Origin of the sequence: Streptomyces akebiae, from assembly GCF_019599145.1 — a bacterium.
GTDB lineage: Bacteria > Actinomycetota > Actinomycetes > Streptomycetales > Streptomycetaceae > Streptomyces > Streptomyces akebiae.
Genome location: NZ_CP080647.1, coordinates 7,676,295 through 7,695,715 on the forward strand (window position 1 = coordinate 7,676,295; position 19,421 = coordinate 7,695,715).

General features: G+C 70.3%; 17 protein-coding genes. 16 read left to right on the forward strand and 1 reads right to left on the reverse strand.

Going from position 1 to position 19,421, the window contains the following annotated elements; all coding sequences use genetic code 11:
• Positions 1-105: 105 nt before the first annotated feature.
• On the reverse strand, positions 106-651 hold the full coding sequence (locus K1J60_RS33215) for a beta-class carbonic anhydrase (RefSeq protein ID WP_033528125.1): 546 nt from the start codon (positions 649-651) through the stop codon (positions 106-108).
• A 326-nt stretch (positions 652-977) separates the two neighbouring features.
• On the opposite strand from K1J60_RS33215, the gene rsmH reads away from it, so the two are divergent.
• The 16 genes from rsmH (at position 978) to K1J60_RS33295 (ending at position 19,258) form a co-directional block, all read left to right on the forward strand.
• A complete protein-coding gene (gene rsmH / locus K1J60_RS33220) occupies positions 978-1,934 on the forward strand; it encodes a 16S rRNA (cytosine(1402)-N(4))-methyltransferase RsmH (RefSeq protein WP_220649429.1) in 957 nt (318 codons plus the stop codon).
• A 147-nt stretch (positions 1,935-2,081) separates the two neighbouring features.
• Entirely contained in the window at positions 2,082-2,735 is a 654-nt protein-coding gene (locus K1J60_RS33225; protein ID WP_220649430.1) for a hypothetical protein, read from the forward strand.
• 191 nt (positions 2,736-2,926) lie between these two features.
• A complete protein-coding gene (locus K1J60_RS33230; RefSeq protein WP_317619758.1) occupies positions 2,927-4,708 on the forward strand; it encodes a peptidoglycan D,D-transpeptidase FtsI family protein in 1,782 nt (593 codons plus the stop codon).
• A 263-nt stretch (positions 4,709-4,971) separates the two neighbouring features.
• Entirely contained in the window at positions 4,972-6,498 is a 1,527-nt protein-coding gene (locus tag K1J60_RS33235) for a UDP-N-acetylmuramoyl-L-alanyl-D-glutamate--2,6-diaminopimelate ligase (RefSeq protein WP_220649432.1), read from the forward strand.
• A 4-nt stretch (positions 6,499-6,502) separates the two neighbouring features.
• On the forward strand, positions 6,503-7,918 hold the full coding sequence (locus tag K1J60_RS33240; RefSeq protein WP_220649433.1) for a UDP-N-acetylmuramoyl-tripeptide--D-alanyl-D-alanine ligase: 1,416 nt from the start codon (positions 6,503-6,505) through the stop codon (positions 7,916-7,918).
• Positions 7,915-8,988, forward strand: a complete 1,074-nt coding sequence (mraY, locus tag K1J60_RS33245) for a phospho-N-acetylmuramoyl-pentapeptide-transferase (protein ID WP_220649434.1) — start codon at positions 7,915-7,917, stop codon at positions 8,986-8,988. Before K1J60_RS33240 ends, mraY begins: the two co-directional genes overlap by 4 nt.
• Positions 8,970-10,397, forward strand: a complete 1,428-nt coding sequence (gene murD / locus K1J60_RS33250) for a UDP-N-acetylmuramoyl-L-alanine--D-glutamate ligase (RefSeq protein ID WP_220649435.1) — start codon at positions 8,970-8,972, stop codon at positions 10,395-10,397. Before mraY ends, murD begins: the two co-directional genes overlap by 19 nt.
• An 88-nt stretch (positions 10,398-10,485) precedes the next feature.
• Positions 10,486-11,835 carry a putative lipid II flippase FtsW gene (ftsW, locus tag K1J60_RS33255; protein ID WP_060885025.1) on the forward strand — a complete coding sequence of 450 codons (1,350 nt, stop codon included), beginning with the start codon at positions 10,486-10,488 and terminating at the stop codon, positions 11,833-11,835.
• A 6-nt stretch (positions 11,836-11,841) separates the two neighbouring features.
• Positions 11,842-12,939: an undecaprenyldiphospho-muramoylpentapeptide beta-N-acetylglucosaminyltransferase gene (gene murG / locus K1J60_RS33260; RefSeq protein ID WP_033528116.1), complete on the forward strand. Its 1,098-nt coding sequence runs from the start codon at positions 11,842-11,844 to the stop codon at positions 12,937-12,939.
• Positions 12,940-13,082: 143 nt separating this feature from the next.
• The gene (locus K1J60_RS33265) at positions 13,083-13,880 is read left to right on the forward strand and encodes a cell division protein FtsQ/DivIB (RefSeq protein WP_220649436.1); all 798 of its coding nucleotides are present in this window, start codon (positions 13,083-13,085) and stop codon (positions 13,878-13,880) included.
• Between the two features lie 279 nt (positions 13,881-14,159).
• Positions 14,160-15,356 carry a cell division protein FtsZ gene (gene ftsZ, locus K1J60_RS33270; RefSeq protein ID WP_220649437.1) on the forward strand — a complete coding sequence of 399 codons (1,197 nt, stop codon included), beginning with the start codon at positions 14,160-14,162 and terminating at the stop codon, positions 15,354-15,356.
• On the forward strand, positions 15,353-16,099 hold the full coding sequence (pgeF, locus tag K1J60_RS33275) for a peptidoglycan editing factor PgeF (RefSeq protein WP_220649438.1): 747 nt from the start codon (positions 15,353-15,355) through the stop codon (positions 16,097-16,099). Before ftsZ ends, pgeF begins: the two co-directional genes overlap by 4 nt.
• Positions 16,100-16,104: 5 nt before the next feature.
• Positions 16,105-16,824 carry a YggS family pyridoxal phosphate-dependent enzyme gene (locus tag K1J60_RS33280; RefSeq protein WP_220649439.1) on the forward strand — a complete coding sequence of 240 codons (720 nt, stop codon included), beginning with the start codon at positions 16,105-16,107 and terminating at the stop codon, positions 16,822-16,824.
• A 129-nt stretch (positions 16,825-16,953) separates the two neighbouring features.
• The gene (locus K1J60_RS33285) at positions 16,954-17,595 is read left to right on the forward strand and encodes a cell division protein SepF (RefSeq protein WP_033528112.1); all 642 of its coding nucleotides are present in this window, start codon (positions 16,954-16,956) and stop codon (positions 17,593-17,595) included.
• Between the two features lie 60 nt (positions 17,596-17,655).
• Complete coding sequence (locus K1J60_RS33290) at positions 17,656-17,952, forward strand: YggT family protein (RefSeq protein WP_033528111.1); 297 nt, start codon at positions 17,656-17,658, stop codon at positions 17,950-17,952.
• Positions 17,953-17,998: 46 nt separating this feature from the next.
• Positions 17,999-19,258 (forward strand): DivIVA domain-containing protein, encoded by a 1,260-nt coding sequence (locus K1J60_RS33295; RefSeq protein ID WP_220649440.1) that lies wholly within the window; start codon positions 17,999-18,001, stop codon positions 19,256-19,258.
• The last annotated feature ends 163 nt before the right edge of the window (positions 19,259-19,421 follow it).

The window sequence follows — 19,421 nt, forward strand, 5'->3', positions numbered from 1 at the left end:
ATGTTTTACGGGGTGAGATGCCAGCAGATTGACAGGAAACCGGGGCTGCGCGGAACCGCCCTCGGGCAGTAGAAGGGCGGTTCCGGTCGCGCGGTTCGACCGTGCTCAGGCCGCGTCGATCTCCCGGAGCAGGCCGGTCTTCACATCGAAGACGAAGCCGCGTACGTCGTCGGAGTGCAGCAGGAACGGGTTGGTGCGGATCCGCTGCATGGACTGCCGTACGTCCTGGTCCACGTCCCGGAAGGACTCCACCGCCCAGGCCGGACGCTGGCCGACCTCGGCCTCCAGCTCGGTGCGGAAGTCCTCGGTGAGGGACTCGAGGCCGCAGCCGGTGTGGTGGATGAGGACGATGCTGCGGGTGCCGAGCTTGCGCTGGCTGATGGTGAGGGAGCGGATCACGTCGTCGGTGACCACGCCGCCCGCGTTGCGGATGGTGTGACAGTCGCCCAGCTCGAGGCCGAGCGCGTCGTGCAGGTCGAGGCGGGCGTCCATGCAGGCCACGACCGCGACACGCAGGACGGGACGGGCGTCCATCCCGGGGTCGGAGAACGCGGCGGCATAGCGCTGGTTCGCCTCGACGAGGCGGTCGGTGACGGTGCCGTCGGATATGGCGCCTTCGGGGCCGGTGGGAACTGCTGCGGAGGTCGTCATAGCGAAGACGGTACTGGTCACGACCGCTGAGGGCGCTCTGTGAGAGAGGACAAAGAACGTCATTGAGCCTTGTTGTGAGGTAACCCACAGGAGTGGCTGGATCACGGCCGTACGAGTGATTTCTCCGGATTCACGGCTTCGCCCGGGGGAGCGCCGCGACGCGCAGGCCGGTTGATTGACCGCGAAGGGCCGTGGACTAAAGTGACGCCGAGCGGGAGGCGAGGCCCCCCGCTGGACCGAAACCCCAAGGAGAACCGGCGACAGCCCGGCGTCTCCCCGCGTGCGCGGCGCGTACGTGCGGCTCGCGCCGGACCTGAGAGGGCCCCTTGAGCAACAGCCGCCACGTCCCCGTCATGCTCCAGCGTTGTCTGGACATGCTGGCCCCGGCCCTCACGGCGCCCGGCGCGGTGGTGGTCGACTGCACACTCGGCCTCGGCGGCCACAGCGAAGCGCTCCTCACCCGGTTCCCCGAGGCACGGCTCGTCGCCCTCGACCGGGACAAGGAGGCCCTGCGTCTCTCCGGCGAACGCCTCGCCCCCTTCGGTGAGCGCGCCACCCTCGTGCACGCCGTCTACGACGAACTCCCCGACGTGCTCGACCGCCTGGGCCTGCCACGCGTTCAGGGCATCCTGTTCGACCTGGGCGTCTCCTCCATGCAACTCGACGAGGCGGACCGGGGCTTCGCGTACGCCCAGGACGCCCCCCTCGACATGCGGATGGACCAGACGACGGGCATCAGCGCCGCCGAGGTCCTCAACACGTACCCTCCGGGCGAACTCGTCCGGATCCTCCGGGCCTACGGCGAGGAGAAGCAGGCCAAGCGGATCGTCTCCGCGATCGTGCGCGAGCGCGACAAGGAGCCGTTCAGCAACAGCGCCCGCCTCGTCGAACTGATCCGCGACTCCCTGCCACAGGCCGCCAAGCGCACCGGTGGCAACCCCGCCAAGCGCACCTTCCAGGCCCTGCGCATCGAGGTCAACGGCGAACTCGCCGTCCTGGAGCGGGCGATCCCCTCCGCCGTGAAGGCCCTCGCGGTCGGCGGCCGGATCGCCGTCCTGTCGTACCACTCGCTCGAGGACCGGCTGGTGAAGCAGGTGTTCGCGGCCGGAGCCGCCACCACCGCCCCGCCCGGACTGCCCGTCGTCCCCGAGCGCTATCAGCCGAGGCTCAAGCTCCTCACCCGTGGTGCCGAACTTCCCACCGAGGAAGAGATCGCCGAGAACCGGCGCGCCGCCCCCGCACGTCTGCGCGGGGCGGAACGCGTGCGGGAGGACGTCGCATGAGGCGCGTGATGCACATGAGCTGCATGAGGCGCATGAGGCGTACGAGGCGACCGCACACGGTGCGTGAAGGGGACGGTGAGTGAGTCCGACAAGCGAACGCGCGGGGACGGCGAGCGAGTCCGAAGCCCGGACTCCCAGGGAGGGCGCGTGAGCAGGAAACCCGAACTGAGGGGCCGGGCGGCCCGTCTCGCGCGACTCCTGCCCACGCGGCCCAGGGGCGCCGCCCGCACCCCCTTCGTCCTCCTGGTCGTCCTCCTCCTGGGCGGCGGCCTCATCGGCCTTCTCGTGCTGAACTCCGCGCTGAGTGAAGGGTCGTTCAAGCTCGACGACCTCCAGGACGACGTCAAGAGCTACACCGACGAGGAACAGGCGCTCCAACGGGACGTGGACGCCTACTCGGCGCCCGACGCCCTCCAGCGCCGCGCCCGCGAGCTGGGCATGGTCCCCGGCGGCGACCCGGCCTTCCTGAACCCCGACGGCACGGTCAAGGGTGTTCCGAGCGCCGCCCAGCAGTCCGTGGCCCGGATGCCGCTCGTCCTCGCGCCCGAGATCCTCGACCCCGGTCCGCCCGTGAGCCCGACGCCCACCGGGAGCCCCACGCCCTCCGGGAGCCCTACCCCCTCCGGCTCCCCGACGCCGACGCCGACGCCGACGCCGGCGACGCCGACCGAACCTGAGCCGCAGTCGCACGCGCGGACGCCGGAGCCCCCGGTCACCCCCACACCCACCCCCACCCCCACACCCACCCCCACGATCCCGCCCGTACAGCCCACCCAGCTCCCGACGACCCCCGGCAGGTGACGGAAGTGGCCGACTCAGGCAGGCAGCCCCCGCGCCGCCGCGTACCCGGGCCCGCCCGGCCCGTCCGACCGGGCGGCCAGCAACGGCGACCGGGCCCCGGCGCCCGCCCCGCCGCACAGCGCCGCCCGGCCACGTCCCGGCAGCCGCCCGCGCGCACCATCCGGCTGGGCAGCCCCCGCCCCCGGCTGCGCATGGTGAGCCTCGCGCTGACCCTGGTGATGATCGCCTTCGTCGTACGGCTGCTGCAGGTGCAGGCCGTCGACGCGAGCGAGTACGCGGCCAAGGCCGACCAGAACCGTTACGTCGGCCGGGTGCTGGCCGCCGAGCGCGGCGGGATCACCGACCGCAACGGCGTCGCCCTGGCGATCAGCACCGACGCCAACGACATCACGGCCGACCCCACGATGTTCACGCGCGAGCAGCTGAAGATCGACGACGGGCCCGAGCAGGCCGCCGCGCTCCTCGCGCCGATCCTCGGCGCGGACCAGGAGACGCTCACCGAGAAGCTCCGCACGAAGAACACGCGGTACGTGCTGCTCGCCCGCCGCCAGACCCCGCAGGTCTGGAACCAGATCAGCGACCTGAAGACCGCGCTCGTCAAGCGGGCCGCGGACGAGAAGGGCACCGTCAACGTCCTGGCCGGCGTCTTCCAGGAGCCCAGCAGCAAGCGGGTGTACCCCAACGGTGACCTCGCCGCCGGGATACTGGGCTGGGTCAACGCCGAGGGCAAGGGCGGCGGTGGCGTCGAGCAGCAGTGGAACAGCCGTCTGGCGGGGAAGGACGGCAAGATCCGCTACGCCCAGTCGGGCGGCCGTCTCGTGCCCACCGCGGGTTCCACCGAGACCCCCGCCGTGGCCGGCTCCGACGTCGAGCTGACCATCGACCGCGACATCCAGTGGGCCGCGCAGAACGCCATCACCGAGCAGGTGAAGAAGTCCAAGGCGGACCGCGGTTACGTGATCGTGCAGGACACCCGCACCGGCGAGATCCTCGCCATGGCCAACTCGCCCGGCTTCGACCCCAACGACCTGACCAGGGCGAACCCGGACGCGCTCGGCAACGCGGCCCTCCAGGACGCCTACGAGCCCGGCTCCACCGCCAAGGTCATGTCGATGGCCGCCGTACTGGAGGAGAACGTCGCCACCCCGCAGACGCACGTCACCGTGCCCAACCGGCTGCACCGGGGCGACCGGCTCTTCAAGGACGACATCGACCACCCGACCTGGTACCTGACGCTCAACGGCGTCCTCGCCAAGTCCAGCAACATCGGCACCATCCTCGCCACCGGCGAACTCGGCAGGAACCAGCGCGAGTCCAACACGATCCTCCACTCCTACCTGCGCAAGTTCGGCATCGGCAGCTACACCGGCCTCGGCTTCCCCGGCGAGACCAAGGGCATCCTCGCCGCGCCCGGCGACTGGTCGACCTCGCAGCAGTACACGATCCCTTTCGGCCAGGGCGTGTCGATAAACGCCATGCAGGCGGCCTCCGTCTACTCGACGATCGCCAACGGCGGCGTACGCGTCGAACCGACCCTCGTACGAGGAACCAAGGGACCGGACGGCCGCTTCACCCCCGCCCCGAAGCCCGGCAAGACCCGGGTCGTGAGCGAGAAGACGGCGAAGACCCTCGCCCGGATGCTGGAGTCCGTCGTGGACGACGAGGAGGGCACGGGCACCAAAGCCCGCATCCCGGGCTACCGGGTCGCGGGCAAAACGGGTACGGCCAACCGTGTGGATCCGGCCACCGGCAGATACCGGGGCTACACGTCGTCGTTCGCCGGGTTCGCGCCCGCCGACAACCCGAGGATCACCGTCTACTGCGCGATCCAGAACGCCACCAAGGGCAACTACTTCGGCGGCCAGATCTGCGGACCCATCTACAAGGAGGTCATGGAGTTCGCCCTGAAGTCCCTCCAGGTGCCACCCACCGGGGCCAAGCCCGCGAACCTGCCCGTCACCTTCGCACCCTGACCCGCCTCCTGCCCCCACCCTGATCGGCCCGCTGATCAGCGCAACCAGCCAGGAACCGCCTCGTGACCATGATCACCCCCGACCCCGGGAACCCCGCCCCCGAGCCCCGCTCGCACAAACCCTCGCCCGCCCGTCACCCACCAGCGCCCTTGCCGGACCGCGCTTCGCGCGGGCTGCCCTTTGGCTCCCGTGGGGGTACGCCCGGTACGCTCACCGCCGTGCCACACGCTGATCAGTCCCAAACCACCCAGAAGGACGTTCCCGTGACGTATCCGGGACCGCCCAGGCCGGCCCACGTCTCCGCCACACCCCTCGCGGAACTCGCCGGTCAGCTGGGTGCCGAGCAGCCGACGAGCGCGGACACCGTCCAGGTCACGGGCATCACCCACGACTCGCGCGCCGTCCGACCCGGCGACCTGTACGCCGCCCTGCCCGGTGCCCGTCTGCACGGAGCCGACTTCGTGGACCAGGCGGTCGGCCTCGGTGCCGTCGCCGTCCTCACCGACCCCAGCGGCGCCGAGCGCGCCGCCGCGGCCGGACTCCCCGCCCTCGTCGTCGCCCATCCGCGCGCGCGGATGGGCGAGCTGGCGGCCACCATCTACGGCCGGCCGGGCGGCGACCTGCTGCAGATCGGCATCACCGGCACCTCGGGCAAGACCACCACCGCGTATCTCGTGGAGGGCGGCCTGAAGACCGTCCGCTCCACCGGACTCATCGGCACGGTCGAGATGCGCATCGGCGACGAGCGCATCAAGTCCGAGCGCACCACCCCCGAGGCCACCGACCTCCAGGCCCTCTTCGCGGTCATGCGCGAACGCGGCGTCGACTCGGTCGTCATGGAGGTCTCCAGCCACGCCCTGGTTCTCGGCCGGGTCGACGGCTGCGTCTTCGACGTGGCGGTCTTCAACAACCTCAGCCCGGAGCACATGGAGTTCCACTCCGACATGGAGGACTACTTCCGGGCCAAGGCACAGCTCTTCACCCCGGAGCGCAGCAGGCTCGGCGTCGTCAACCTCGACGACGAGTACGGCCGTCGGCTCGTCGACGAGGCCACGGTCCCGGTCGTCACCTTCTCCGCCGAGGGGCATCCCGACGCCGACTGGCGCGCCGAGGACGTCCTGGTCGGGCCGATGGACTCGACGTTCACGGTGGTGGGACCCAAGGGTGAGCGGATCGCCGCCAGGGCGCCGCTGCCGGGCTCCTTCAACGTCGCCAACACCCTGGCGGCCGTCGCCGCGCTGGCCGTCGCCGGGATCGACCCGCAGACCGCCGCCGACGGCGTCGCCGCCGTACCGGGCGTGCCGGGCCGGCTGGAGCGGGTGGACGCCGGGCAGCCGTACCTCGCGGTCGTCGACTACGCCCACAAGACGGACGCCGTCGAGTCGGTCCTCAAGGCGCTGCGCAAGGTCACCGAGGGCAGCCTGCACGTCGTGCTCGGCTGCGGCGGCGACCGGGACACCACCAAGCGCGGACCGATGGGCGCCGCCATGGCCCGGCTCTCCGACACCGCCGTGCTGACCTCCGACAACCCCCGCTCCGAGGACCCCCTCGCGATCCTCGCGGCCATGCTCGAAGGCGCGGCGTCCGTGCCGGCCCACGAGCGTGGCGAGGTCCTCCTCTTCGAGGACCGGGCCGCGGCGATCGCCGCTGCGGTGGCCCGCGCACGTCCGGGCGACACCGTGCTGGTCGCGGGCAAGGGCCATGAGCAGGGCCAGGACATCGCCGGCGTGGTCCGTCCCTTCGACGACCGCCAGGTGCTCCGCGAAGCTATCCAGCAGACCCAGGGATGAACTTGTGATCGCCCTCTCTCTCGCCGAGATCGCAGAAGTCGTCGGCGGGCAGACGCACGACATACCGGATCCGTCGGCGCTGGTCACCGGACCGGTCGTCCGGGACTCCCGCGAGGTGGAGCCCGGCAGCCTCTTCGTCGCCTTCGCCGGCGAGCGCGTGGACGGACACGACTTCGCGGCCGCGGTCGTCGAGGCGGGCGCGGCAGCGGTGCTGGCGTCCCGTCCCGTCGGCGTGCCCGCGATCGTCGTGCCCGATGTGCAGGCGGCGCTCGGCGCCCTCGCCCGGCACGTCGTGCGCAAGCTCGGCACGACCCTCGTGGCCCTCACCGGCTCCGCCGGCAAGACCAGCACCAAGGACCTGATCGCCCAGGTGCTCCGGCGCAAGGCGCCGACGGTGTTCACGCCCGGTTCCCTCAACAACGAGATCGGGCTGCCCCTCACCGCGCTCAGCGCCACCGAGGAAACCCGTTTCCTCGTCCTGGAGATGGGCGCCCGCGGCATCGGCCACATCCGGTACCTCACGGAGCTGACGCCGCCGAAGATCGGCCTCGTGCTCAACGTCGGCACCGCCCACATCGGCGAGTTCGGCGGCCGCGAGCAGATCGCGCAGGCCAAGGGCGAGCTGGTGGAGGCACTGCCTTCCGCGGACGAGGGCGGCGCCGCGATCCTCAACGCCGACGACCCCCTCGTCCGGGCCATGGCGTCCCGCACGAAGGCCCGGGTGATCCTCTTCGGAGAGTCCGGCGAAGCGGACGTACGCGCAGAGAACGTGACGCTCACCGAGGCCGGACAGCCCGCCTTCAGGCTTCACACACCCTCCGGTGCAAGCGATGTGACCATGCGCCTGTACGGTGAGCACCACGTGTCGAACGCGCTCGCCGCGGCCGCCGTCGCCCATGAGCTGGGCATGTCCGCAAGTGAGATCGCCACCGCGCTCTCCGAGGCGGGCTCCCTCTCCCGCTGGCGCATGGAGGTCACCGAGCGCCCGGACGGCGTGACGGTCGTCAACGACGCCTACAACGCGAACCCCGAGTCCATGCGGGCCGCTCTGCGCGCGCTCGCGGCCATGGGCAAGGGGCGGCGGACCTGGGCGGTGCTCGGCAAGATGGCCGAGCTCGGGGACGAATCGCTCGCCGAGCACGACGCGGTCGGACGGCTCGCCGTCCGGCTCAATGTCGGCAAGCTCGTCGCGGTCGGGGGCAGGGAAGCGTCCTGGCTGCAACTGGGCGCATATAACGAGGGTTCGTGGGGTGAGGAGTCGGTGCACGTGTCCGACGCACAGGCGGCGATCGACCTGTTGCGCAGTCAGTTGCGCCCGGGAGACGTCGTACTCGTGAAGGCGTCCCGGTCGGTCGGGCTCGAGAGCGTGGCGCAGGCGCTGCTCGACAGCGGCAACGAGGGTGAGGTTGCCGCGCGATGATGAATCAGATCCTGTTCGCAGGAGTCATCGGTCTCTTCCTGACCCTGGTCGGCACCCCGCTGCTGATCAAGCTGCTGGCCCGCAAGGGCTACGGCCAGTACATCCGTGACGACGGCCCCCGCGAGCACGCCAGCAAGCGTGGTACGCCGACCATGGGTGGTATCGCCTTCATCCTGGCGACGATCGTCGCGTACTTCCTGGCCAAGGTGATCTCGGGCCAGCCGCCGACCTTCTCCGGTCTGCTGGTGCTCGGCCTGATGGCGGGCATGGGCCTCGTCGGCTTCCTCGACGACTACATCAAGATCGTCAAGCGCCGTTCGCTCGGTCTGCGGGCCAAGGCGAAGATGGCCGGCCAGCTGATCGTCGGTATCGCCTTCGCGGTCCTCGCGCTGCAGTTCCCCGACGCCCGCGACCAGACGCCGGCCTCCACCAAGATCTCCTTCGTCCAGGACTTCGGCTGGTCGATCGGCCCCGTGCTGTTCGTCATCTGGGCCCTGTTCATGATCCTCGCCATGTCGAACGGCGTGAACCTGACCGACGGTCTGGACGGCCTCGCCACCGGTGCCTCCGTGCTCGTCTTCGGCGCGTACACCTTCATCGGCGTCTGGCAGTTCCAGGAGTCCTGCGCCAACACGCAGACCCTGACCAACCCGTCCGCCTGTTACGAGGTACGGGATCCGCTCGACCTGGCGATCGTGGCCTCCGCGCTGATGGGCGCCTGCCTCGGCTTCCTGTGGTGGAACACCTCGCCGGCCAAGATCTTCATGGGCGACACCGGTTCGCTGGCCCTCGGCGGCGCGCTCGCGGGTCTCGCGATCTGCTCCCGCACCGAGCTGCTCCTCGCGCTCCTCGGCGGTCTGTTCGTCCTCATCACCATGTCGGTCGTCATCCAGGTCGGCTCGTTCCGCCTCACCGGCAAGCGCGTCTTCCGGATGGCACCGCTCCAGCACCACTTCGAGCTCAAGGGCTGGTCCGAGGTCCTGGTCGTGGTCCGCTTCTGGATCATCCAGGGCATCTGTGTGATCGTCGGACTGGGCCTCTTCTACGCGGGATGGGCAGCGGACAAGTGACCGACTGGCAGGGTAAGCACGTCACCGTCGCCGGGCTGGGCGTCTCCGGCATCCCGGCGGCCAAGGTCCTGCACGGCCTCGGCGCGGCCGTCACGGTCGTCAACGACGGCGACGACGACCGTGCCCGCGCGCAGGCCGCCGACCTGGAGGCACTCGGCATCACCGTGCGCCTCGGCGACGGCGCGACCCTGCCGGAGGGCACCGAACTCGTCGTCACCACCCCGGGCTGGAAGCCGGACAAGCCGCTGTTCGCGGCCGCCCGCGCGGCCGGTCTGGAGATCTGGGGCGACGTCGAACTCGCCTGGCGGCTGCGGGGCCCCGACGCCGCACCCTGGCTGGCCGTCACGGGCACCAACGGCAAGACCACGACGGTCCAGATGCTCGCCTCGATCCTGACGGCCGCGGGGCTGCGCACGGCCGCCGTCGGCAACATCGGGGTCTCGCTGCTGGACGTCGTCCTGGGCGACGAGCCCTACGACGTCCTCGCCGTCGAGCTGTCCAGCTACCAGCTCCACTGGGCGCCCTCCCTGCGCGCCCACTCCGCCGCCGTCCTCAACCTCGCCCCCGACCACCTCGACTGGCACGGCTCCATGGAGGCGTACGCCGCGGACAAGGGCCGCGTCTACGAGGGCAATCGGGTCGCCTGCGTCTACAACGTGGCTGACAAGGCCACCGAGGACCTGGTGCGCGAGGCGGACGTCGAGGAGGGCTGCCGGGCCGTCGGGTTCACGCTCGGTACCCCGGGGCCGTCCCAACTGGGCGTCGTGGACGGCATCCTGGTCGACCGCGCCTTCGTCGAGAACCGGCAGAAGAACGCCCAGGAACTCGCCGAGGTCGCGGACGTGCGCCCGCCGGCCCCGCACAACATCGCCAACGCCCTCGCGGCGGCCGCCCTCGCCCGCGCCTACGGGGTGCCCGCCGCGGCCGTACGGGACGGGCTGCGGGCCTTCACCCCGGACGCGCACCGCATCGCGCACGTGGCCGATGTGGACGGCGTCGCGTACATCGACGACTCCAAGGCCACCAACACGCATGCCGCGCAGGCCTCGTTGGCGGCGTACGAGTCCATCGTGTGGATCGCGGGCGGCCTCGCCAAGGGGGCCACCTTCGACGAACTCGTCGCCGGTGCGGCAGGGCGGCTGCGGGGGGTCGTGCTGATCGGCGCGGACCGCGCGCTGATCCGGGAAGCGCTGGCGCGACACGCGCCCGAAGTGCCGGTCGTCGACCTCGACCGGACCGACACTGGGGCGATGCTCGCCGCCGTCCGCGAGGCGCGGACACTGGCACGGACGGGCGACACGGTGCTGCTGGCGCCGGCCTGTGCGTCGATGGACATGTTCGTCAACTACAACAGGCGTGGGGACGCGTTCGCGGAGGCTGTGCGCGAACTCTCCTCCACGGACGGCTGACCCGGCCAGGCTTCGCCTGGCGGCGCCGGGTGAAACTGGGAGGGACGCGTGACACGGAACTGGTCGGTCGGCGGCGAGGGCGCCCCCGATGCCGAGTAGCCGTACGAGCCGTGCGCCCCTCCAGCGCGTCACCCGACGGCCACCCGTCTCCCGGCCGCCGCGCGAGAACCCCCTGCGCAGGCTCCACACACGGGCGCGCAAGGCCTGGGACCGGCCGCTGACCGCCTACTACCTGATCCTCGGCGGCAGCCTGCTGATCACCGTACTGGGTCTGGTGATGGTCTACTCGGCCTCGCAGATCACCGCTCTGCAGAAGTCGCTGCCCGGGACCTTCTTCTTCCGCAAGCAGTTCCTCGCGGCCACGATCGGCACCGTGCTGCTGCTCGTGGCCTCGCGGATGCCGGTCAAGCTGCACCGCGCGCTGGCGTACCCGATCCTGGCCGGCTGCGTGTTCCTGATGGCCCTGGTTCAAGTGCCCGGGATAGGGCAGTCGATCAACGGCAACCAGAACTGGATCGCCGTCGGCGGCTCCTTCCAGATCCAGCCCAGCGAGTTCGGCAAGCTGGCGCTCGTGCTGTGGGGCGCCGACCTGCTGGCGCGCAAGGAGGACAAGCGGCTGCTGACGCAGTGGAAGCACATGCTGGTGCCGCTCGTTCCGGTGGCGTTCCTGCTGCTCGGGCTGATCATGCTCGGCGGTGACATGGGCACCGCGATCATTCTCACGGCGATCCTGTTCGGCCTGCTGTGGCTGGCCGGGGCGCCGACGCGGATGTTCGTGGGCGTGCTGTCCATCGCCGGACTCATCGGATTCGTCCTGATCAGGACCAGCGAGAACCGTATGGCCCGCCTGGCCTGCATCGGAGCCACCGAGCCCCGGACGGACGGGGCCGACTGCTGGCAGGCCGTGCACGGAATCTACGCCCTGGCCTCGGGCGGAATCTTCGGCTCCGGGCTCGGTGCCAGTGTGGAAAAATGGGGCCAACTCCCGGAAGCGCACACCGACTTCATCTTCGCCGTCACCGGTGAGGAACTGGGCCTCGCGGGGACGCTGTCGGTGCTCGCCCTCTTCGCGGCTCTAGGCTATGCGGGTATCCGCGTGGCCGGACGCACGGAGGACCCCTTCGTCAGGTATGCCGCGGGAGGCGTGACCACCTGGATCACCGCGCAAGCGGTGATCAACATCGGTGCGGTGCTCGGTCTGTTGCCGATCGCCGGAGTCCCGCTCCCGCTGTTCTCCTACGGGGGATCCGCCCTGCTGCCGACCATGTTCGCCATCGGGTTGCTGATCGCGTTCGCGCGCGACGAGCCCGCTGCGCGGGCGGCGCTTGCCATGCGGCAGCCCCGCTTTGGTAGAAAGCGTGGCGGCGGCCCTTCGGGGCCCGGGAGATGGAACACGATGCGACGGCGTGTCTCGGCACGTTCGTCCGGAGAGCGGTGAATTTCGGTGCATGTCGTACTCGCCGGTGGCGGAACCGCCGGTCACATCGAGCCCGCGCTCGCCCTCGCGGACGCCCTGCGCAGGCAGGACCCGACCGTGGGCATCACGGCCCTGGGCACGGAGCGCGGCCTTGAGACACGCCTCGTCCCCGAGCGGGGCTACGAACTCGCGCTGATCCCCGCCGTACCCCTGCCGCGCAAGCCCACCCCCGAGCTGATCACCGTGCCCGGTCGGCTGCGCGGCACGATCAAGGCGACCGAGCAGATCCTGGAGCGCACCAAGGCGGACGCGGTCGTCGGCTTCGGCGGCTATGTCGCCCTGCCCGGCTACCTCGCCGCCAAGCGCCTCGGGGTGCCGATCATCGTCCACGAGGCCAACGCCCGACCCGGTCTCGCCAACAAGATCGGCTCCCGGTACGCCGCGAAGGTCGCCGTCTCCACTCCCGACAGCAAGCTGCGCGACGCCCGCTACATCGGCATCCCGCTGCGCCGCGCCATCGCCACCCTCGACCGGGCCGCGGCCCGCCCCGAGGCCCGCGCGATGTTCGGCCTCGACCCGAACCTGCCGACCCTGCTGGTGTCCGGCGGCTCCCAGGGCGCCCGCCGCCTCAACGAGGTCGTCCAGCAGGTCGCGCCCTACCTCCAGCAGGCCGGGATCCAGATCCTGCACGCGGTCGGCCCGAAGAACGAACTGCCGCAGGTGCACCAGATGCCGGGAATGCCCCCTTACATCCCGGTACCGTACGTGGACCGGATGGACCTCGCGTACGCCGCGGCCGACATGATGCTCTGCCGCGCGGGCGCGATGACCGTCGCCGAACTCTCCGCCGTCGGGCTCCCGGCCGCCTATGTCCCGCTGCCCATCGGCAACGGTGAACAGCGGCTGAACGCCCAGCCGGTGGTCAAGGCCGGCGGCGGGCTGCTGGTCGACGACGCGGAACTGACGCCCCAGTGGGTGCAGCAGAACGTGCTGCCCGTGCTCGCCGACCCGCACCGGCTGTACGAGATGTCCCGCGCCGCAAGCGAGTTCGGTCGCCGGGACGCCGACGACCTGCTCGTCGGGATGGTGTACGAGGCGATCGCGTCGCGCCGCGGACACCACTAGAGAACGGATCGGCGAGTGAGTCGAAGGGGCGTGTCGGTGTCGAGCGGCCGAGCGCGCGGAGGCCCGAAGGGCTGAGCACGGTCGGCCGCTCGACACCGACCGAGGCGCCCCGGAGGTGAACCGAGCCAGGAGAGGGAGTGCGCGTGGCCGGACCGACCAGCACCGCCGAGCGCGGCGCGGACGAGGATCTGGACTCCGGCCCGCCGCCCCGGCGGCTCCCCGGCCCCCGGGCGCTGATCGCCGCCGCGATCGCCCTGATCCTGCTGGGGGGCGCCACCCTCTGGGTCCTGTACGGCTCCTCGTGGCTGCGGGCCGACCGGGTCTCCGTGTCGGGCACCCGGGTGCTGACCGAGACCCAGGTGCGCGAGGCGGCCGCCGTGCCGCTCGGCGATCCGCTGATTTCCGTCGACCTCGACGCCGTCGAGTCGCGGCTGCTCAAGGAATTGCCCCGAATCGACTCGGTCGAGGTCATCCGCTCATGGCCCCATGAAATCGGGCTGAAAGTGAGCGAACGTACTCCGGTTCTGATTGTCGAAGCGGCCGATAATTCGGGCAAGTACGTCGAAGTGGACGCGAAAGGGGTGCGTTTTGCCACGGTTTCACGCGCCCCGGAAGGCGTTCCCGTACTGGAATTGACGGTGTCCCGGTCGGGTTCGTCCGCCGCCAGTCTGCGGCGATTCGGCGAGGACCGGCTCGTGCGGGCGGCCGTGGGGGTCGCCGGTTCGATTCCGGCCGCAATCGCCCACGAGACCCTGGTCGTCAAGGTCCGCTCCTACGACTCCATCTCGCTGGAGTTGAGCGGAGACCGTACGGTCGCGTGGGGGAGCGCGGAGAAGGGGCGTGCGAAGGCCCGTGCGCTCGCCGCCCTGCTGAAAGCGGCGCCGGACGCGGGGCACTTCGATGTGAGTGTCCCCACCGCGCCCGCGTCATCAGGGAGTTGACGCACATCCGCGCAGGCCAGCACCCTGGTTGGGCAGCGCTATGGCTGATCACATAGGGTGAAAAGAAAAACGGGAGGTTCGGCGTGTTCGTTGAACGTGCGCCACTTGTCGACTTAGTGTCCTGTTCGGAAGAGTCCAAGGAACAGTCACACTGGTAACCCTAAACTTCAGCGTTAGGGTTCGGGTCGGCGTTCGGACCGTCCCACTTCGGCATCAGTCGTCGGCTCGCGGGTACCCCGCGAAGCGGCGACACGTAACTCGAGGCGAGAGGCCTTCGACGTGGCAGCACCGCAGAACTACCTCGCAGTCATCAAAGTCATCGGTGTCGGCGGCGGTGGTGTCAATGCCATCAACCGGATGATCGAGGTCGGTCTCAAGGGCGTCGAGTTCATCGCCATCAACACCGACGCGCAAGCTCTGTTGATGAGCGACGCCGACGTCAAGCTCGACGTCGGCCGGGAACTCACCCGCGGACTCGGCGCCGGCGCCAACCCGGCCGTCGGCCGGAAGGCCGCCGAGGACCACCGCGAGGAGATCGAGGAGGTCCTCAAGGGGGCCGACATGGTCTTCGTGACGGCCGGCGAGGGCGGCGGCACCGGCACCGGCGGCGCGCCCGTCGTGGCCAACATCGCCCGCTCGCTGGGCGCCCTCACCATCGGCGTGGTCACCCGCCCGTTCACCTTCGAGGGCCGCCGCCGCGCCAACCAGGCCGAGGACGGCATCGCCGAGCTGCGCGAAGAGGTCGACACCCTCATCGTCATCCCGAACGACCGGCTGCTCTCCATCTCGGACCGCCAGGTCTCCGTGCTGGACGCGTTCAAGTCGGCCGACCAGGTCCTGCTCTCCGGTGTCCAGGGCATCACGGACCTGATCACCACCCCCGGTCTGATCAACCTCGACTTCGCCGACGTCAAGTCGGTCATGTCCGAGGCCGGTTCGGCCCTCATGGGCATCGGCTCGGCCCGCGGCGACGACCGCGCGGTGGCCGCCGCCGAGATGGCGATCTCCTCGCCGCTCCTGGAGGCCTCCATCGACGGCGCCCGCGGCGTCCTGCTCTCCATCTCCGGTGGCTCCGACCTCGGTCTGTTCGAGATCAACGAGGCCGCCCAGCTGGTCAGCGAGGCCGCGCACCCCGAGGCCAACATCATCTTCGGCGCGGTCATCGACGACGCCCTCGGCGACGAGGTCCGGGTCACGGTCATCGCGGCGGGCTTCGACGGCGGCCAGCCCCCGGCCAAGCGGGACAACATCCTCGGCTCGGCCGCGGCCAAGCGCGAGGAGCCCGCCCCGGCGCGGCCCGCCGAGAACCGCCCGTCCTTCGGCTCGCTCGGCAGCGTCAAGCCGAAGGAGGAGCCTGCGGCGGCGCCCGCCCCGGAGCCGGTGAACGACGTTCCGGTCGCCCCGCCGGTCCCGCCGTCCCGGTCCTACTCGGACAGCGCCGCGGAAGAGCTGGACGTGCCGGACTTCCTCAAGTGATAGGACGGCGCGAGAACGTGAGCGGCGCGCACTTCGCCTTCACCGACAGGTGGGGCGGGGTGAGCGCCGCTCCGTATGAGGAGCTCAATCTCGGCGGGGCCGTCGGGGACGACGCCGCCGCCGTCACGACCAACCGGGAGCTGGCGGCCAAGTCGCTGGGCCTGGAACCCGACCGGGTCGTCTGGATGAACCAGGTGCACGGCGCGGACGTGGCCGTGGTCGACGGACCGTGGGACTCCGGATCCGGATCCGGTTCTGGCTCCCTCCCGTCCGTCGACGCGATCGTCACCACCCGGCGCGGTCTCGCGCTCGCCGTCCTCACCGCCGACTGCGTGCCCGTCCTGCTGACCGACCCCGTCGCCGGGGTCGCCGCCGCCGCGCACGCGGGTCGGCCCGGCATGATCGCCGGGGTCGTCCCCGCGGCGGTACGGGCCATGACCGAACTCGGCGCCGACCCCGCCCGGATCGTCGCCCGCACCGGACCCGCCGTCTGCGGCCGGTGTTACGAAGTGCCCGAGGCGATGCGCGCCGAGGTGGCCACCGTCGAGCCGGCGGCGTACGCCGAGACCAGTTGGGGCACACCCTCCGTAGATGTGTGCGCCGGAGTGCACGCACAGCTGGAGCGCCTCGGGGTGCACGACCGGGAGCAGTCGCCGGTGTGCACGCTGGAGTCGCGCGACCACTTCTCGTACCGTCGCGACGGCGCCACAGGGCGACTCGCGGGATATGTCTGGCTGGACTGAGGGGCATGACCGACCGTAAGGCACAACTCGCCGGAAACCTGGCGAAGGTGGAGGACCGCATCGCGGCGGCGTGCGTGGCCGCGGGCCGCAAGCGGGACGAGGTGACCCTGATCGTGGTCACCAAGACCTACCCGGCGAGCGATGTGCGGATCCTGTCGGAGCTCGGTGTGCGCCACGTCGCCGAGAACAAGGACCAGGACGCGGCACCCAAGGCGGCCGAATGCTCGGATCTGTCCCTTGTGTGGCACTTCGTGGGTCAGTTGCAGACCAACAAGGTCCGTTCTGTGGTGCGTTATGCGGATCTCGTGCAGTCCGTCGATCGTTCCAGGCTTGTCACGACTCTGTCGAAAGAGGCCGTTCGGGCCGGCCGTGAGGTGGGATGTCTCATCCAGGTCGCGCTCGACGCCGACGAGAGCGGCCGGGGAGAGCGAGGAGGTGTCGGTCCGGGCGGAATCGAAGAGCTGGCCGACCTCCTGGCGGAGGCGCCGGGGGTGCGGGTCGATGGTCTGATGACCGTCGCGCCGCTCACCGGGGAGTACGCCGGACGCCAACGGGCCGCGTTCGAGCGGTTGATGGTTTTGTCGACCGACCTGCGCCGAGCCCATCCGGCTGCGAACATGGTCTCCGCAGGGATGAGTGCGGACCTCGAGGATGCCGTGGCGGCCGGAGCGACACATGTACGCGTCGGCACTGCGGTACTCGGAGTCCGTCCCGGGCTCGGGTAACGTCGCCAAGAAGTCGGACCACAGCAGAAAATATGGTCATTCCGTCGAGAGGCGGGCGCAACGACCTCGTGGATCGCGGGCACTTGGGAAGTCGTCAGCCGATCCACCACAGAGCGGAGGACTCAGAGCATGGCCGGCGCGATGCGCAAGATGGCGGTCTACCTCGGCCTCGTGGAGGACGATGGGTACGACGGCAGGGGATTCGACCCCGATGACGACTTCGAGCCCGAGCTCGACCCCGAGCCCGAGCGGGACCACCGTCGGCACGAGGCGGTGCACCAGTCACACCAGTCACACCAGTCCCAAAGGGATGAATCGGTACGAGTGGTGCAGCCCCCGGTGCAGCGCGAACCGGTGTCGCACGCCACTTCGCTCCCCGCGGAATCGGTGCGACCCGCCCGGATCGCGCCCGTGGCGTCCATCACACAAGAACGTTCGAGTCTGGAGAAGAACGCACCGGTGATCATGCCCAAGGTCGTGTCCGAGCGAGAGCCTTACCGGATCACCACGTTGCACCCGCGGACCTACAACGAGGCCCGTACCATCGGGGAACACTTCCGTGAGGGCACCCCGGTGATCATGAATCTGACTGAGATGGACGACACAGATGCGAAGCGACTTGTCGACTTTGCGGCCGGTTTGGTGTTTGGTCTTCACGGCAGCATCGAGCGGGTGACGCAGAAGGTGTTCCTGTTGTCGCCTGCTAACGTCGATGTCACGGCGGAGGACAAGGCCCGCATCGCAGAGGGCGGGTTCTTCAACCAGAGCTGAGACGTACGACCGAAAACAGCGGTAGAGCAACACGGAATTGGGGAGAGGGAAACACCGGACATGAGCGTGGTCTTGACGATCCTCTACATCGCGCTGACGGTGTTCTTCATCGTGTTGATCTTCCGTTTGGTCATGGACTACGTCTTCCAGTTCGCCCGCTCATGGCAGCCCGGCAAGGCGATGGTGGTCGTTCTGGAGGCCACCTACACTGTCACCGATCCACCGCTCAAGCTTCTGCGGCGGTTCATTCCGCCGCTGCGTCTCGGGGGCGTGGCGCTCGACCTGTCCTTCTTCGTGCTGATGATCATCGTTTTCATCCTGCGTGCGGTGGTAGCCAGCGGGATGGGAGCGGTGTGAGAGATGCGGTCTTGCCGAATGCCGACGACTACGTTGAGGTGAAGAGATGCCGTTGACCCCCGAGGACGTGCGGAACAAGCAGTTCACGACCGTCCGCCTCCGAGAAGGCTATGACGAGGACGAGGTCGATGCCTTCCTCGATGAGGTCGAAGCCGAACTGACGCGCCTGCTCCGCGAGAACGAGGACCTGCGCGCCAAACTGGCCGCGGCCACACGCGCGGCTGCTCAGAACCAGCAGAACATGCGCAAGCCTCCGGAGCCTCAGGACCAGCAGGGCGGCATGCAGCAGGGTGGCATGCAGCAACAGGGCGGCATGCAGCAGGGTGGCATGCAGCAACAGGGCGGCATGCAGCAGCAGGGTATGCGAGGTCCCGGTGGACCCGTACCCGCCGGCATATCGGGCCCGCCGCAGCAGATGGGGGGCCCCATGGGTGGCCCGCCCCAGCTGCCGAGCGGTGCTCCGCAGCTGCCCGCCGGCCCCGGTGGCCAGGGTGGGCAGCAGGGTCCCGGCCCGATGGGTCAGGGACCGATGGGCCAGGGCCCGATGGGTCAGGGCCAGATGCAGCCGCAGATGGGCCAGGGCCAGATGGGCCAGGGTCCCATGGGCGGCCAGCCTCCCATGCAGCAGCAGATGGGTGGCCCGATGGGCGGCCCCATGGGTGGTCCGATGGGCGGCCCCGGTCAGGGTCCCGGCGGCGACAGCGCCGCGCGGGTGCTCTCGCTGGCCCAGCAGACCGCCGACCAGGCGATCGCCGAGGCCCGTTCCGAGGCCAACAAGATCGTCGGCGAGGCCCGCAGCCGCGCCGAGGGTCTGGAGCGGGACGCCCGTGCCAAGGCCGACGCGCTGGAGCGGGACGCGCAGGAGAAGCACCGCGTCGCGATGGGCTCCCTGGAGTCCGCCCGCGCCACGCTGGAGCGCAAGGTCGAGGATCTGCGCGGCTTCGAGCGTGAGTACCGCACGCGTCTGAAGTCCTACCTGGAGTCGCAGCTGCGTCAGCTGGAGACCCAGGCGGACGACTCGCTGGCCCCGCCGCGCACTCCGGCGACCGCGTCGCTGCCGCCGTCCCCGGCGCCCTCCATGGCTCCGGCCGGCGCGAGCGCCCCGTCGTACGGTGGCAACCCGGGCGGCATGGGTGGCGGCATGGGCGGTGGCCCGGCTCCGGCCGCGCCCTCCTACGGCGGTCAGCAGCAGATGTCTCCGGCCATGACCCAGCCGATGGCTCCGGTCCGGCCGCAGGGCCCCTCTCCGATGGGGCAGGCTCCCTCGCCGATGCGTGGGTTCCTCATCGACGAGGACGACAACTGACGATTACTGGTACGCCGTAGGCGTCGGCAGCGTTCAGGGCGGGGCCCCGGATTTTCGATCCGGGGCCCCGCCCTGTTGCTGCGCGCGGCCTGGTCTGGTGGGTGTTTGTTCGGGGGCGGGGGCGGGGGCGGATGTCCTAGGTACGCAACGCCGAAGGTCTGAG